Here is a 13,937-nt window from a genome sequence, read left to right as displayed (position 1 = left end):
GGGGCGGCTCCAGGGATGGTCGGGGCAGTTGCGGCACCGGGGGCGCCAGGGCGGTGGTCGTCGGGTCGACGGGGTCGACGGGTCAATCGAGGCCGGCGGTCGCGGCGTCGTCCGGGCCGCGGAAGAGGAACTGGGTGGTGCCGTCGGCGGCGAGGGCCCGCTCGGCGGCGACGGCGTAGGTCGCGCCGACGAGCCCCACCTCGAGCGCCTCGGCGGGCGGGCCCTCGGCGCGCACCCGGCCCCCGTCCAGCACGGCCACGCGGTCGCAGTAGCGGGAGGCGAGGTTCAGGTCGTGCAGCACCACCACGGTCGCGAGACCCCGAGCACGCACCACCTCGAGCACGTGGTGCTGGGAGCCGATGTCGAGGTGGTTCGTCGGCTCGTCCATCAGGAGCACACGGGGCTGCTGGGCGAGGGCGCGGGCGATCAGCACCCGCTGCTTCTCGCCGCCGGAGAGCAGGCCGAAGTCCCGTCGTGCCAGATGCAGGGCGCCGGCGCTCTCCAGGGCATCGGTCGCGATCTCGAGGTCCTCGCCGCCGGTCCCGCCGAAGGCGCCGGAGTGGGGGATCCTGCCCAGCAGCACCACATCGGCGACGGTCAGGGGCACCTCGCCGCTGAGCTCCTGCGCCATGACCGCGATCGACCGGGCGCGCTCGCGGCCAGGCAGCTCGGCGAGGTCGCGGCCGTCCAGCAGCACCTTCCCGGCCTCCGGCACGAGGGAGCGGTGCAGGATCCGCAGCGCGGTGGTCTTCCCGCTGCCGTTGGGGCCGACGAGGCCGAGCATCTCCCCGTCGTGCACCTCGAGATCGATCCCGTCGAGCACGGGCGAGGCGCCGTAGGAGTGGCGCAGCCCGTGCGCGGACAGCACGGGTGCGGCGAGCACCGGCCCGCTCATCTCTCGAGCTCCACGAGCCACTCGTGGATCCGCTCGAGCCCGTCGACGACCAGCGGGGAGGCGGGCTCGGCGAAGTTGAACAGCAGCGGCAGCAGCGCTTGGTCCTGCACGGCGCGGAGGCTGCCCAGCTGATCCTGCGAGATCATCTCCTCGGCCACGTCTGAGCCGTCGCCATCGGTCTGGTGGAGCACGATGAGGACGTCCGGGTCGGCGGCCAGCAGCGGCTCCGCGCTGATCTCGAACACGCGCTCCTCGGTGTCGGCGAAGACGTTCTCGATCCCGAGCGCGTCCAGCTGCGCGGTCACCATGGACGCTGCGCCGTAGGTGTAGAGCGGGCCGCCGCCGACGGAGGGGTAGAGCACCGCGGCGGTGGCGGTGGCGAGGTCCTTCGCGGACTCGGAGGCGGCGTCGATCCGCTCCTGCAGGGAGGTGGAGAGCTGCTCGGCCTGCTCGCCGTGGTCGAAGATCCGCCCGTAGGCGTCGATCTGCTCGTGCAGCGTCTCGAAGCTCGAGCGGTGCCCGCCGGTCGCGCAGTAGATGTTCTGCACCACCACCTGCGCCCCGGCGTCGGCCATCGCCTCGCGGGTGACGCCGTCGGGCAGGCCGAAGACGATGTCGGGCTCCTGTGCGATCACCATCTCCTGGGAGATCTGCAGATGGCCGGAGGCGTCGATCTCGTCGCTGAGCGTCGGGATCGCCTCGATGCGTGCGGCGAGGTCCTCGTCGTAGTAGCCGGGCGGGAAGGCGCCGGCTCGCGAGACCACCCGGTCCAGCACCCCGATGCCGTCCAGCGTCGTCACCGGCGCCGACTCCAGCAGCACGATCCGCTCGGGCGGCGCGTCGAAGGTCAGCGTCGCCTCGCAGTTGGCGAGCTCGAGCGGGAAGCCCTCGGCCGAGCCGCCGCCGTCGGAGTCCCCGTCGGCTGTGCTCCCCTCCGAGGAGCCGCAGGCGGCGGTCAGGCCGACGGCGCCGACGAGACCCGCCACCAGGGTGCGGCGGCGCAGCGGCGCGGGCGTGGGGCCGTGGCCGACGGGCCCGGTGGAGCCGGGCTCCGCCGCCTCGGATCCGATCGCGTCGGACCCGAGGGCGTCGGCCTGGGGGAGGGACGTGCGAGGCATCGTGCTCCTTCGAGCGGGGGAGAGGGGTCAGCGCTGCCGGGCGTGGAGCCGGCGCACGAGGATCAGCAGGAAGGGGGCGCCGATCGCGGCGGTGAGCACGCCGATCGGCAGCTCCCGCGGCTGCATGACCACGCGCGCGAAGGCATCGGCCCAGAGCAGGAACAGCCCGCCCAGCAGGGCGGAGGCGGGGATCTGCACGCGGTGGCGGGCGCCGACGAGACGGCGGGCGAGATGCGGGATCACCAGCCCCACGAAGCCGATCGAGCCGGCCCCCGCGACCGCGGCGGCGGTGCACAGCGAGACGACCAGCAGGAAGCCGACGCGGGCGCGGTCGGGGTGGATCCCGAGGCCGTGGGCGATCTCGTCGCCGGCGCTGAGCGCATCGAGCACGCGGGCGCCCGCGAGGAGCACGATCGCGCCGAGCACCGCCGCGACGAGCGCGACCCACAGGAAGGCGTTCCAGCGGGCCAGGGACAGCGAGCCGAGCATCCAGAACATCACCGAGCGGGAGCCCTCGGCGGAGTCGGAGGAGAAGATCAGAAGGTTCGTCAGCGCCGTGAGCGCGTAGCCGACGGCGACGCCGGAGAGCAGCAGGCGCAGCGAGGTGACTCGGCCGCCGGCTCGGGCGATGAGGAACACCAGCAGGGCCGCGCCGAGCGCGCCGAGGAAGGCGAGCGCCGACTGGGCGTAGTCGCCCAGTGCTGCGCCGACGCCGAAGAGGATCGCGGCCGCGGCCCCGGTGGAGGCGCCGCCGGAGACGCCGAGGATGTACGGGTCGGCGAGCATGTTGCGGACCATCGCCTGCAGCGCCGCGCCGGAGAGAGCGAGGCAGGCGCCGACGGCGGCCCCCATCAGCACTCGCGGCACGCGCACGTCCCAGACGATCGAGTCGACCGAGGCCTCCCGGGCCGCCGGGGCGGGCAGCCCCAGGTGGTGCGCGATGACCTGCACGGTCGTCCCCGCCGGGATCGGCACCGGGCCGATCCCGACGCACAGCACGATGCTCGCCAGGCTCGCGACGGCGAGCACGGCGAGGAGCAGCGCGGAGCGTCGGGCTCGCGAGCGGACCCCGAGCGCGTCGGGGGAGGGGCCGGTCGCGGGCCGGCCGGCCGGCGCGGTGCCGGCCGGGGCGCTGGCCGGGGTCGCCGAGGCAGGGGCAGAGGACGTCACTTGCACGAGCCTACAAGTATCGCCGTTTGGCCGGGCGGGCCGTGCCCGCGGTTGCCCGGGCTCGCCGAGCGGTGTGCGGTGTCAGGCGTCGGGGCGCCGACCGGAGCCCTCGTCCGCGCTCGGTCCGCCGTGCGCGTGGTGCCCGTCGTGTGCGTGGTGGTGCGGGTGGTCGACGTCGTCGAGGTGCTCGGAGCCGAGCTCGTGCAGCAGGTCGTGGGCGAAGCCGCTCGCGAGCTCGTAGCGCACCACGCGCCCGGTCCGCACGGCGTGCACCCACCCGGCCTCCCGCAGCAGTGCGAGGGCGTGGGAGGTGGTGGACTCGTGCGCCCCGATCGCCCGGGCGAGGTCCGAGCTGCGGATCAGGGGATGGGCGTGCAGGCAGAACAGGATCCGCAGGCGACGCTCGTCGGCCAGCAGCGCCATGCGCGCGGCGAGCTCGCCGAAGCCGTCCTCTTCGGCGAGCAGGCTGCGCAGCTCCTCGACCAGCTGCTCGTCGTCGAGGGCCTCGGAGGAGGTCCTCACGTGGGCGGGGCGGCCGGGGGTCATGGCGGACACGGTACCGGTCGCCCCCTACACTGTCGCCGTCGACCGCGCCCCTGTCCCCGACTCTCTGCGAGGTGCTGCGATGCTCGACGTCCTCTGGGGCATCGGAGGGATGGCAGGCCTCCTGCTCATCGCCTTCGCCCTGTCCAGCAACCGCCGTGCCATCCGCCCGCGCACCGTCGCGGGAGCCTTCGCGCTGCAGCTCCTGCTGGGGGTGATCGTCCTGTACTGGGGCCCCGGCCGATGGGCGCTGCAGCAGGTGAGCGCCGGATTCCAGGCGGTCATCGACACCTCCTCCGAGGGCATCTCCTTCCTCTTCGGCGGGCTGCTGCCGGCCGAGGGCGAAGGGACGATCTTCGCGCTGCAGGTGCTGCCGGTGATCATCTTCTTCGCCTCGCTCACCGCGGTGCTCTACCACTGGCGGATCCTGCCGTGGATCGTCCAGCTGCTCGGCGGCGCCCTCGGCAAGCTGCTCGGCACCGGCTACGGCGAGTCCGTGAACACGGCCGCGAACATCTTCCTGGGGCAGACCGAGGCGCCCCTGGTCATCCGCCCCTATCTCAGCAGACTCTCCCGCTCGGGCCTGTTCGCGGTGATGGTGGGCGGTCTCTCCACCGTCGCTGGCTCCGTGCTGGTGGGCTACTCCCTGCTCGGCGCCCCGCTCGAGTACCTGATCGCCGCGAGCTTCATGGCCGCTCCCGGCGCCCTGCTCATGGCCAAGATCCTCCTGCCCGAGGACGATCCCGAGGCCGTCGCCCGCGAGGCCGAGCTGGTGGCCGCGACGACCCGCAGGAAGGGCAAGGGCATGGCGCCGTCGGCCGACGGGACCGCCGCAGCCGGCGACACCGCTGCGGGGGCCGGCACTGCCGCGGCCGACGGGACCGCGCCGATCTCCGCGACCGCCGTCGACTCCGCCGCGCGCTCCGGCGCCGCCGCGACGTCCGATCCGCCCGCCCCCACCGGGGGCAGCTCGTCGGCCGCGACGTCGGCGGAGGACGACGACGAGGAGGACACCCTCTCCTACAGCAACGTCATCGACGCCGCCGCCGGCGGAGCGGCCGACGGGCTGCGGCTCGCCCTGACCGTGGGCGCGATGCTGCTCGCCTTCATCTCCCTGATCGCGCTGATCAACCTGCTGATCGGCACGGTCGGCGGCTGGTTCGGCGCCGACGACCTCACATTCCAGCAGATCCTGGGCTGGGTGTTCGCGCCGATCATGGTGATGATCGGGGTGCCGCTGGACGAGGCCGTCGCCTCGGGCAGCTTCGTGGGGCAGAAGATCGTGGTCAACGAGTTCGTGGCCTTCGCCGGCTTCGGTCCCGAGATCGACACCTTCAGCCCCAAGACCGCCGCGATCACGAGCTTCGCGCTCACCGGCTTCGCGAACCTCTCCTCGCTGGGGATCCTGCTGGGCGGGCTCGGCGGACTCGCCCCCGAGCGTCGCCCCGAGATCGCGCAGCTCGGCCTGAAGGCGATCCTCGCGGGCACGCTCGCGAACCTGATGAGCGCCACGATCGCGGGGATCATGCTCGGCTGATCGCCGTCGGCCGTCGGCGTCGATGCTGTTCCGACGCCGACGCCGACGCCGTCCCCGCCTCGGCTCAGCCGGTCAGCGCGATCACGAGCAGGAGCTGCGTGAGCAGGAAGCCGCTGAGCAGGTTCAGGCGCAGGAAGCGGCGCCAGGCGGCGTGGGCGCGCTCCGAGTCGGCATCGGACAGGGAGCGGAAGGGCCAGGCGCTCGCGAGATACGGCAGCACCAGCAGCCCCGCGAGCGCTGCTGGCCACCCCGTGACCATCATCAGCACGCCGGCCGCAGCGTAGAGGCACAGCACCAGGCGCACCGTGCGCGTCGCACCCAGGACGGTCGCGATCGAGCCGATCCCCGCCTCGCGATCCGGGCGGATGTCCTGCACCGCGCCGAGGGCGTGCGAGGCCATGCCCCACAGCAGGAACGCCGACAGCGCGGCGACGGCCGTCGCGCCCACCGGGCCACCGGCCAGCACCAGGCCGAACGCCGCCGGTCCCACGAAGTGGACCGCCGAGGTCAGCGAGTCCAGCCCCGGTCGCTCCTTGAGCCGGATCCCGGGCGCGGAGTACCCCACCACTGCGGCGAGCACCACCAGCAGCACCGCCCCGGAGGCGAGACCGCCCAGCACCAGCAGCGCCGCGACGAAGGGCAGCGAGCCGAGGCCCGCCGCCCACAGGGTCGTGCGGTGGACGCGCCGGTCCAGCACGATCCCCTCCACCCCGCCCTTGCGGGGATTGCGCAGGTCGGACTCGTGGTCGAAGACGTCGTTCACCCCGTACATCAGCAGGTTGTACGGGACGAGGAAGAACACCGTGCCCACCAGCAGCGCCGCGTCGACGCCCCCGCCGGCCAGCAGGTAGGCGGCGGCGAAGGGGTAGGCGGTGTTGATCCAGCTCAGGGGGCGAGAGGTGCCCAACAGCTGGGGCAGCGTGCCCGGGGTCGGGGTGGACAGGGCGCTCATCGCTCCTCCTCGGGGGTCAGCATCAGCCACAGCGAGGGCAGCAGGAGCCCTGCCGCGAGCGGCCAGGCGAGGTCCTCGAGCGGGGTGAGCAGGATCCGCACGCCCAGCAGGTCCTCCTCGGCGTAGCGGAACAGGTCCGCCGCGATCATCAGCGAGTCGAACACGACCGTGAGCACCAGCAGCACCGTGATCGTCACAGCGGTGGTCAGCCACCAGCGCGGCCCGGGGCGGCAGCGCACGGCGGCCAGCACCGTCACCAGCAGCACGGGGAGCAGGAAGAGCCCGGCCAGGGCGGCGTAGCTCATGATTCCTCCCGTCGGGCGGGGGACTGCCGTCGTCGACCCAGCAGCAGATCCACCAGCCCCCGCACCACGAGCGTGACATAGCAGAGGAAGACGAGGAACACGAGCTCCTCGAGCGGCAGCTCCGGCCCGAGCTCGATGCCGCTCATCAGAGCGCTGTCTCCCATCCGGTAGTGGCCCGCCGCGATCGCCGCGAGGTCCCAGGCCAGGAACAATGCGACCCCGGCGAGGAGCACCGTCGCCGCGCGGCGCGGGGCCTGCCACAGGGCGAGGCGGAAGCGCCGGTCCAGCAGCACCATGCAGGCCAGCGCGGTCAGCAGGCACAGCAGGTACACGATCCCGCTCATTCTCGCGCCCCCACGACGCGCTCGGATTCCGGCAGCGGGGACGAGGAGCGGTCGCCGCGCAGTCGCTTCGCGACCAGCTCGGCGCTGATCAGGCACATCGGCAGTCCGATCCCGGGCAGCGTGCTCGAGCCCGCGTACAGCAGCCCCTCCACCCGCCGCGAGGCGTTGCGGGCCCGGAAGAAGGCGCTCTGGCGCAGGGTGTGGGCGGGCCCGAGCATGCTCCCGGACCAGGCGCCGAGGTCCTCCGCGAACTCCCCAGGGCCGATCGTGCGGCGCACCACGATCCGCTCTGCGAGATCGGGGATCCCGGCCTCCGCGGCCAGGCGTGCGATCGCCTCCTCCGCGATCTCCTCGATCGCGGGATCACCGCTGCCGTCCACGCCGCCGCGGCCCAGCGACGCGTCGGCCGGGACGGGGACCAGCACGAAGAGGTTCTCGTGACCGGGCGGGGCGACCGACGGATCCGTCGCGGAGGGACGGCACACGTAGCTCGAGGCGGGCGAGGGGACCCGCCCCTCCCGCAGAGCCCCGAAGTTCTCGTCCCAGTCCCGGGTGAACAGCAGCGTGTGATGGGCGAGCTCGGGCAGGGCCCCGCGCACGCCCAGCAGCACCAGTACCGCGCCGGGGCCGGGAGTGCGGCGGCTCCACCAGGAGGCGGGATAGGTCTGAAGGCGCCGCGGCAGCAGTTCGGTCTCGACGTGGTGGAGGTCGGCGGTCGCGACGACCACGTCGGCGCGCAGCTCGCGCACCTCCCCCTCGGCCGTGCGGATCTCGACCCCGCGGGCCGCGGCGCGGCGGCCCGGCCCTCCGCCGAGGTGCGCACCGCGCTGGCGCCCGCCGCGGTGGTCCTCGGTGAGGACCCGGGTGGCTCGGGTGCCGGTGTGCAGGCGTGCGCCGTGACGGACCGCGAGCCGCGCGATGACGTCGACGAGCTCGGTGAAGCCGCCCTGGGGGTACTGCACCCCGCCGGTGAGGTCCAGGGCGCTCATCAGGTGGTACATGCTCGGAGTGCGGTCCGGGGAGGAGCCGAGGAAGACAGCCGGGTAGCCGAGCACCTGTCGCAGGCGGGGGTCGCGGAAACGGCGCGCGACGAAGCGGTCCAGCGGCTCGGCCAGCAGGCGCAGCAGCTGCGGGCCGCGGGCGAGCACGGCGGGGTGGAGCAGCGACCGCGGCGAGGTGAACGAGGTGTACAGGAAGCGCTCGAGAGCCATGTCGTAGGTGCTCGCGGCGGAGTCGAGATAGCGGGCCAGGCCCAGCCCCGCCCCGGGCTCGATCCGCTCGAACAGGTCGGCATTGCGGGCGGCGGAGGCGCTCAGGTCCAACGGCTCCTCGTACCCCTCGCACAGGACGCGATACGCCGGGTCGAGAGGGCGCAGGTCGAGCTCCTGCGCGGCGGAGGTGCCCAGCAGGCGCAGGAAGTGGTCGAACACCTCGGGCATGAGGTACCAGGAGGGGCCGGTGTCGAAACGGAACCCGTCGCGCTCCCAGCTGCCGGCGCGGCCGCCGAGCTCTTCCCGCGCCTCGATCAGGTCCACTTCGTGGCCGTCCCGGGCGAGCAGCGCCGCGGTGGCCAGGCCCGAGATGCCGCCACCAATGATCACGGCCGACGGGCGGGACCCGTCGGGCGCTCGGCGGGATCCATCCGCCGGCGACCCGGAGGCGGCGGCTCGGGGTGGTGACCCGGTGCCGGGATTCGTCGTCCGCCGGTTCATCGGGCCGCTCCACGGCGCGCCGCGAGCAGGGCGCGGGCGATGACGAGGGCCTTCTCCGACTCCGGCACCCGCACGCGGGCGCGGCGGATCCGGGCCGCGGGGGTGCGGCGCAGTCGACGAGAGAGCGCCGAGTAGAGGCCGTGCGCGGCGGTGACAGCGGCGCGGCTCGAGGAGGGGAGATGGGGCAGCGCGGTCGCGGCGCGGGCGAGGTCGGCGTCGATGTCGTCGAGCAGCAGGTCCCGCTGCGCGTCGTCGAGGCGGTCCACGTCCACCCCGGGGACGTAGTCGCGGCCCAGGCCGTCGTGATCCTCGGCGAGGTCGCGCAGGAAGTTCACCTTCTGGAAGGCGGCGCCGAGCGCGCTCGCCGCGGGGGCCAGGCGCGCAGCTGCCGCCTCGTCACCGTCGACGAAGACTCGCAGGCACATGAGGCCCACCACCTCGGCCGACCCGTGCACGTACTGCGCGAGGCTCTCAGGGTCGTGGGCGGTGACGGTGAGGTCCGCGCGCATCGAGCCGAAGAAGGGGTCGATGAGCTCCGGGCCGATGCCGTGGCGGCGTGCGGTGATGGCGAAGGCCTGCACGACGAGGTTGGTGGAGCGGGTGCCGCCGACCGCGCGGGCGGTCTCGGCGGCGAGCTCCTCGAGGGCGCGTGCCCTGGCGGCCGGGTCGAGGCCCGAGTCGGGGTCGTCGACGATCTCGTCGGCCAGGCGGACCAGGGCGTACAGGCTGCGAACATGGGTGCGCACGGGTTCCTCGAGCAGGCGCGTCGCCCAGCCGAAAGAGGTCGAGTAGCCGGCGATCACGCAGCCGGCGCTGCGCTGCGCGACCCGGTCGTAGAGGGTCAGCGCGTCCGGGGCGAGGCGCTGCGCGCTCATCGCGCACCACCGTCGGAGGGCCGCACCCCGGCGGGACCGTGCCCGTCCTCGAGGCGCCGGGGCGGCCGCAGCACGGCGAACAGGGTCGCCAGGACGATCACCGCGGCGACAGTCGCCGCGGCGGTCGCGACCACCGGCGACGAGGGCGCCTCGATCGCGCGGCCGACCGCGATCCAGAGCAGACCCCAGACCACCGCCGCGGGCGCGGCGACCGGGCGGCGACCGGCCCAGGTCAGCGCCACGCCGACCACGGCCACCGCGAGCAGCACCATCACGGCGAGGACCTCGGGAGCCCCGAAGCCCGAGAAGCCCGCGCCTTTGAGCGCCGCCGCGATGTTCGCACAGGTCGCGACGCTCACCCAGCCCAGATACAGCCCGAAGGTGCCGTCGACGACGACCCGCTCGACCGCCCCGGCAGGAGGGCTGGCCGTGAGACGACGGAACAGAGCGCCGAGCACGATCAGCAGCACCAAGATCACCAGCACGCTCAGCGCGACCGCTCCGGCCTGGACAACGAGGATCCAGGCGGCGTTCAGCAGCAGCGAGGCGATCGTGAGGCCGGCGATCCCGCGGTGGTCGTGCCGGTCCCACCACTGCCACAGCGTGTACGCGCCGAGCCCCAGGTAGATCACCGACCAGATCCGGAAGGCGGGGGTCGCGGGAGCGAGGTGGGTCGCGTCGGCGGAGAGCAGGCCGCCAGCGGCCTCGTCGATCGGTGCTCCGCCGAAGGCGCCGACACCCACGGCCGTGCCCGCCATCGCGAGCAGGAAGGCCAGGGTCACCGCGAGGTGCCGGCCCAGCGGGCGGGGGCCGGTGCGCCGTCGGCCCTCCCGGCGGCGATGCGCGGCGGCCGAATGGTCGGGGGTGCTCGCGGCGGTCATGCGGACTCCTCGTCGTCGACGGTGGGTGGAGCGGCGCCGGGCCCTGCGCGGGAGGGCGCGGGGGCCCCGGTCCCGGCTGACACCGCGGTGGCTTCAGTCGCCGCCGGCATGAGTCGGCCGCCGATGTACCCGCTCGCGCCGGTGACGAGCACCAGCGGGGCGTCGGGACCGGCGGAGCCGTTCATGCGCTGGCTCGCTGCGAGGCGGCGTCACGCTGTGCGGCGGCGCTCTGCGAGCAGGCGGCCGCGACGGGATCGGGCCCGGTCGGCTCTCCTCCCGACACGTCCGACGGCAGCAGCAGCTCGAGGCCGGCGTGGATCTCCGCGATGGTGGCAGCGAGAGCCTCGCTGAACGCGGGCGGGAGGTCGTGGCGTGCAGCGGCGTCGACTGCGCTGGACAGATGCCATAGGGCGAGCTCTTCGACCCAGACGCGCGATCCGCTCGCGGCGAGCAGGTCACGGGCGCTGCGCGCCTCCTCGTCGGTGAGGTCCTCGCGCCCCAGCAGCGTTCTCAGCTGCGACCAGTGAGCCGTGGTCGCGGCGTGGGCGACGAGGGCGGTCCGCTTGCCCTCCCGCAGGTCCCCCAGCGCGCTCTTGCCGGTGCGCTCCTCGTCGCCGAAGACGCCGAGGAGATCGTCGACCAGCTGGAAGCCGATGCCGAGCAGAGCACCGATCGCGTCGAGCGCCTCGAGACGGTCCGGCGACGCGTCGGCGAGCAGTCCGGCGGCGTGGAGGGGGAGCTGGAAGGAGTACACCGCCGTCTTCAGCTCGGCGACCGTCAGCGCCTCCTGCAGCGTCTCCGGCCGCTCGGCGGGCCGGAGCGGCAGCTGCACATCGGCGATCTCCCCGGCGGCCGAGGCGTGCAGCGAGCTCTCCATCAGGTCCAGGAGAGCGGCGACCACGGGGGCAGGCGCCGAGCATCCGGCCACCGCGCGCAGGGCCGTGATCAGGCCGAGGTCGCCTGCGAGGATCCCGGCAGCATCGCCGACCCGGCGTGCGGTGTGCGCGGTGGCACCCCCGCGGCGCACTTGCGCGGCCACGGAGGCGGGGAGGCTCGGGGCGCCGCGCCGCATCTGGTCGCCGTCGATCACGTCGTCCTGGACCACGAAAGCCGTGTGCAGGATCTCGACCGCCGCCGCGACCTGGATCGCGGCCTCGTGCCGCGAGCCTCCCAGGGAGTCGTGGGTGGCCAGCAGGAGGGCGGGCCGGAATCTCCTGCCGCCCTCGGTGGCCTCGCCGAGCGCGTTCCACAGCAGATGGTGGTCCGCGGAGGCCACTGCGCCCCCGAGCGCGGTGCCGCGACGCAGGAGACGTCTGATCTCGTGGTCGACGCCAGGAGGGCAGGGGATGCTCATGAGGTTTCTGCCGGAAGACGTCCGAGCCGGTCGCCCAGCTGCTCGAGCTGCGCGACGGCCCAGGGGCTGAGCGTCCACGGCGCCAGGCGTGCGAGCGCGGCGAGCTCGTCCGCTGTCACCCACCGCAGATCCATGACCTCCTCGGGTGAGGGCACGGGCTCGCCCTGGGGGATCGCGGTGAAGACGGGGCATATCTCGTTCTCGACGATGCCGGAGGCGTCGACGGCGCGATACCGGAAGTCGGGCAGGGCCGGCCGCACCTCCCGCACCTGGAGACCGAGTTCACCGGCGGCATGGCGGGAGATCGCCTCCTCGAGGGACTCACCCTGGCGTGGGTGGCCGCAGAACGCGTTCGTCCACACTCCGGGCCAGGTGCGCTTCGAGAGCGCCCGGCGCGTCAGCAGCACGGCCCCGTCCTCGCGCACCAGGTGGCAGGAGAAGGCCAGATGGAGCGGTGTGTCGATGGAATGGACGGTGGCGCGGGGGGCCAGCCCGCGGGGGGAGCCGTCGGAGTCCAGCAGGATCACATGGTCCTCGTCGGCCGTCCCGGCCGTTCGTGTCGCAGCGGTGCCGATCACGGCGACCTCCCGTTGTCCGTCGTGACGTACGTAGCCAGGCTATCGACTTCGACCCTAGCATCCGCCCAGAGCATAGTGCGGCAATGTCACCGACCCGAAGAGCATGCGGGCGAACCTGCTGATGGAGCCCAGGAAGCCCAGCACCCCCTCGCCGGCTCGCGGGGCGGCGCCCTCGGGGCGGGCGAGGATCGTTCCGGTGTCGGTGGAGACCGAGCCCGGGATGGGCCGCAGCCTGAGCCGGGGAGGCCGACGCCCTCGTCCAGAGGGGTGCGGCCGATCGTTTCTCCTCCGCGACCTGCCGTGCGGCGGGGCTGCACTGCGTTGTTCGAGATCCTGCGGAGGAGAGGAGTCACCGTGCCGCGAGTGCTGCGCGGCATGCGGAGCAGGGATGTGCGGGTGGTGCTGGGCGCTGCGTTGCGGGGCTCCGCGTGGGGCCTCGGTGACCGCGCCGCCCGCCGTGCGGGGCGGCCACAGCGTGTAAAGGGGGAACCCCGCGGGAACCAGCTGACAGCTGTTGCAGCAGGGGATGCGGGCAGCGATGACGTCGCAGCGGGGGTGAAGAGTGCGGGATCGCGTGATCTGGCCATGTCAAAGGGGTGACTCACGGGTGGGTCACGATCCGCTCCGATGCGGGACGGTCATGGACCGCAGCCCGTGCGGGCACGGAGGCCGACGACGACTCCTGCCTTCGGAAAGCTGGTGCCCCGTGCGCGGACACTCGCCACGGAGGAGCTGATCGCACGGGCCGACGAGCAGAGGGAGGGGCGCGCGGTTCGCGCACCCCGGCCCGTAGCAGCATGACATGGGCGCAGAGGGACACGTTCGTCATGCCGACCCGAGGGCCGTGCGAGAGGACGAGGACCGAGAGCATCCGGCGAGCAGGGGAGCGAAGCGGTCGGCAGTCGCAGGATGCGATGCGGGGTCACGGGGCGGTGGGCTGTCAGGCATCTGGGGGAGCGCAACGGCATCGAGCCCCTGGCCGAGCACCGAGCCGGAAGGGCTCTGGCTCGTTCCAGGACGAACGCCGGAGCGGCACGACGCCGGGATCAGGAGGCTGGCGCAGCGGTACGAGCAGACGGGCAACGTGGACGCCAACGGTCCGAGGGGCGCCGGCACCGGGGATGCCCTGCGCAGCATTCACGAAGAACTCCTGGGAGCACCGGGGCCGCCTCGGAGGCCGCGACCGAGGCACAGGAGGAGACTTCCGCAGGGCGTTCTGGGCAATGTGGTCGAGGCCACCCCGAAAAGGGTCGTTCTGGCTTGACGGGGTCTCGGAACCCCCGTAATGTTCTTCCTCGTGCCCAGGAGATCGGGACAGCGGATCGGCCCATGGTCGAGAGGTTGGAACTGGTCCTGACCTGGGGCGGAAGGTTCTCGGAAGAGGATCGCGGCGCGGATCACACCGCAGCGATTTGACTCGGGGGAGCGGAAGTCCTAAGTTAGACGGGTTGCCTCAGGGCGAAGAGCTTGAAAAGGTTCGGAACGCTGAGTGCGCGTGTTGCTTGATATCTCAATAGCGTGTCTGTTTATCGATGCCATTATTTTGAATGGCAGATTATAACGGATGATACAGCAGTTAATGCTGGTTGTTTGTTTATTTTGTCAGGTTTATAGTTTTTCATGATTTTCATGGAGAGTTTGATCCTGGCTCAGGACGAACGCTGGCGGCGTGC

General features: G+C 73.0%; 14 protein-coding genes. 1 reads left to right on the top strand and 13 read right to left on the bottom strand.

Annotation, left to right across the window (positions count from 1 at the left end):
- Positions 1-82: 82 nt before the first annotated feature.
- The 4 genes from DEU31_RS10460 to DEU31_RS10445 all read right to left on the bottom strand — a co-directional run bounded on the left by DEU31_RS10460 (position 83) and on the right by DEU31_RS10445 (position 3,729).
- Positions 83-895, bottom strand: coding sequence for an ABC transporter ATP-binding protein (locus DEU31_RS10460; RefSeq protein ID WP_133677069.1), 813 nt, complete (start codon positions 893-895; stop codon positions 83-85).
- The gene (locus tag DEU31_RS10455; protein WP_166649471.1) at positions 892-2,013 is read right to left on the bottom strand and encodes an ABC transporter substrate-binding protein; all 1,122 of its coding nucleotides are present in this window, start codon (positions 2,011-2,013) and stop codon (positions 892-894) included. Before DEU31_RS10455 ends, DEU31_RS10460 begins: the two co-directional genes overlap by 4 nt.
- 27 nt (positions 2,014-2,040) lie before the next feature.
- On the bottom strand, positions 2,041-3,183 hold the full coding sequence (locus DEU31_RS10450) for an iron ABC transporter permease (RefSeq protein WP_133677068.1): 1,143 nt from the start codon (positions 3,181-3,183) through the stop codon (positions 2,041-2,043).
- 81 nt (positions 3,184-3,264) lie between these two features.
- Positions 3,265-3,729, bottom strand: a complete 465-nt coding sequence (locus DEU31_RS10445) for a MarR family transcriptional regulator (protein WP_133677067.1) — start codon at positions 3,727-3,729, stop codon at positions 3,265-3,267.
- Positions 3,730-3,808: 79 nt separating this feature from the next.
- Here DEU31_RS10445 and DEU31_RS10440 point away from each other — a divergent pair, with 79 nt between their 5' ends.
- On the top strand, positions 3,809-5,263 hold the full coding sequence (locus DEU31_RS10440; protein ID WP_133677066.1) for a nucleoside transporter C-terminal domain-containing protein: 1,455 nt from the start codon (positions 3,809-3,811) through the stop codon (positions 5,261-5,263).
- A 64-nt stretch (positions 5,264-5,327) separates the two neighbouring features.
- Here the strand turns inward: DEU31_RS10440 and DEU31_RS10435 are convergent, their stop codons facing one another.
- The 9 genes from DEU31_RS10435 to idi form a co-directional block, all read right to left on the bottom strand.
- The gene (locus DEU31_RS10435; protein WP_133677065.1) at positions 5,328-6,215 is read right to left on the bottom strand and encodes a prenyltransferase; all 888 of its coding nucleotides are present in this window, start codon (positions 6,213-6,215) and stop codon (positions 5,328-5,330) included.
- On the bottom strand, positions 6,212-6,520 hold the full coding sequence (locus DEU31_RS10430) for a lycopene cyclase domain-containing protein (RefSeq protein WP_133677064.1): 309 nt from the start codon (positions 6,518-6,520) through the stop codon (positions 6,212-6,214). The genes DEU31_RS10435 and DEU31_RS10430 overlap by 4 nt, the downstream gene beginning before the upstream one ends.
- Entirely contained in the window at positions 6,517-6,864 is a 348-nt protein-coding gene (locus DEU31_RS10425) for a lycopene cyclase domain-containing protein (protein ID WP_010550691.1), read from the bottom strand. The genes DEU31_RS10430 and DEU31_RS10425 overlap by 4 nt, the downstream gene beginning before the upstream one ends.
- The gene (crtI, locus tag DEU31_RS10420; protein WP_166649470.1) at positions 6,861-8,465 is read right to left on the bottom strand and encodes a phytoene desaturase family protein; all 1,605 of its coding nucleotides are present in this window, start codon (positions 8,463-8,465) and stop codon (positions 6,861-6,863) included. The genes DEU31_RS10425 and crtI overlap by 4 nt, the downstream gene beginning before the upstream one ends.
- Before the next feature lie 107 nt (positions 8,466-8,572).
- Positions 8,573-9,451, bottom strand: coding sequence for a squalene/phytoene synthase family protein (locus DEU31_RS10415; protein WP_133677062.1), 879 nt, complete (start codon positions 9,449-9,451; stop codon positions 8,573-8,575).
- Positions 9,448-10,332, bottom strand: a complete 885-nt coding sequence (locus DEU31_RS10410; RefSeq protein ID WP_133677061.1) for a tryptophan-rich sensory protein — start codon at positions 10,330-10,332, stop codon at positions 9,448-9,450. The genes DEU31_RS10415 and DEU31_RS10410 overlap by 4 nt, the downstream gene beginning before the upstream one ends.
- Entirely contained in the window at positions 10,329-10,517 is a 189-nt protein-coding gene (locus DEU31_RS10405) for a hypothetical protein (RefSeq protein ID WP_133677060.1), read from the bottom strand. Before DEU31_RS10405 ends, DEU31_RS10410 begins: the two co-directional genes overlap by 4 nt.
- Positions 10,514-11,686: a polyprenyl synthetase family protein gene (locus tag DEU31_RS10400; RefSeq protein ID WP_010550686.1), complete on the bottom strand. Its 1,173-nt coding sequence runs from the start codon at positions 11,684-11,686 to the stop codon at positions 10,514-10,516. The genes DEU31_RS10405 and DEU31_RS10400 overlap by 4 nt, the downstream gene beginning before the upstream one ends.
- Entirely contained in the window at positions 11,683-12,264 is a 582-nt protein-coding gene (idi, locus tag DEU31_RS10395) for an isopentenyl-diphosphate Delta-isomerase (RefSeq protein ID WP_234695674.1), read from the bottom strand. The genes DEU31_RS10400 and idi overlap by 4 nt, the downstream gene beginning before the upstream one ends.
- Positions 12,265-13,937: the final 1,673 nt, after the last annotated feature.

The organism is Brachybacterium sp. AG952, assembly GCF_004362645.1.
GTDB lineage: Bacteria > Actinomycetota > Actinomycetes > Actinomycetales > Dermabacteraceae > Brachybacterium > Brachybacterium conglomeratum.
Note: the sequence above shows the minus strand (reverse complement) of the source record. Positions and strands in the feature narration are given on the sequence as shown.

Bases quoted from the DNA above. Each gene is read 5' to 3' on its own strand.
- DEU31_RS10410 (WP_133677061.1), bottom strand. From the start codon at position 10,332: ATGACCGCCGCGAGCACCCCCGACCATTCGGCCGCCGCGCATCGCCGC.
- DEU31_RS10445 (WP_133677067.1), bottom strand. From the start codon at position 3,729: ATGACCCCCGGCCGCCCCGCCCACGTGAGGACCTCCTCCGAGGCCCTC.
- DEU31_RS10425 (WP_010550691.1), bottom strand. From the start codon at position 6,864: ATGAGCGGGATCGTGTACCTGCTGTGCCTGCTGACCGCGCTGGCCTGC.
- DEU31_RS10455 (WP_166649471.1), bottom strand. From the start codon at position 2,013: ATGCCTCGCACGTCCCTCCCCCAGGCCGACGCCCTCGGGTCCGACGCG.
- DEU31_RS10435 (WP_133677065.1), bottom strand. From the start codon at position 6,215: ATGAGCGCCCTGTCCACCCCGACCCCGGGCACGCTGCCCCAGCTGTTG.
- DEU31_RS10440 (WP_133677066.1), top strand. From the start codon at position 3,809: ATGCTCGACGTCCTCTGGGGCATCGGAGGGATGGCAGGCCTCCTGCTC.
- DEU31_RS10430 (WP_133677064.1), bottom strand. From the start codon at position 6,520: ATGAGCTACGCCGCCCTGGCCGGGCTCTTCCTGCTCCCCGTGCTGCTG.
- DEU31_RS10400 (WP_010550686.1), bottom strand. From the start codon at position 11,686: ATGAGCATCCCCTGCCCTCCTGGCGTCGACCACGAGATCAGACGTCTC.
- DEU31_RS10415 (WP_133677062.1), bottom strand. From the start codon at position 9,451: ATGAGCGCGCAGCGCCTCGCCCCGGACGCGCTGACCCTCTACGACCGG.
- DEU31_RS10405 (WP_133677060.1), bottom strand. From the start codon at position 10,517: ATGAACGGCTCCGCCGGTCCCGACGCCCCGCTGGTGCTCGTCACCGGC.
- DEU31_RS10460 (WP_133677069.1), bottom strand. From the start codon at position 895: ATGAGCGGGCCGGTGCTCGCCGCACCCGTGCTGTCCGCGCACGGGCTG.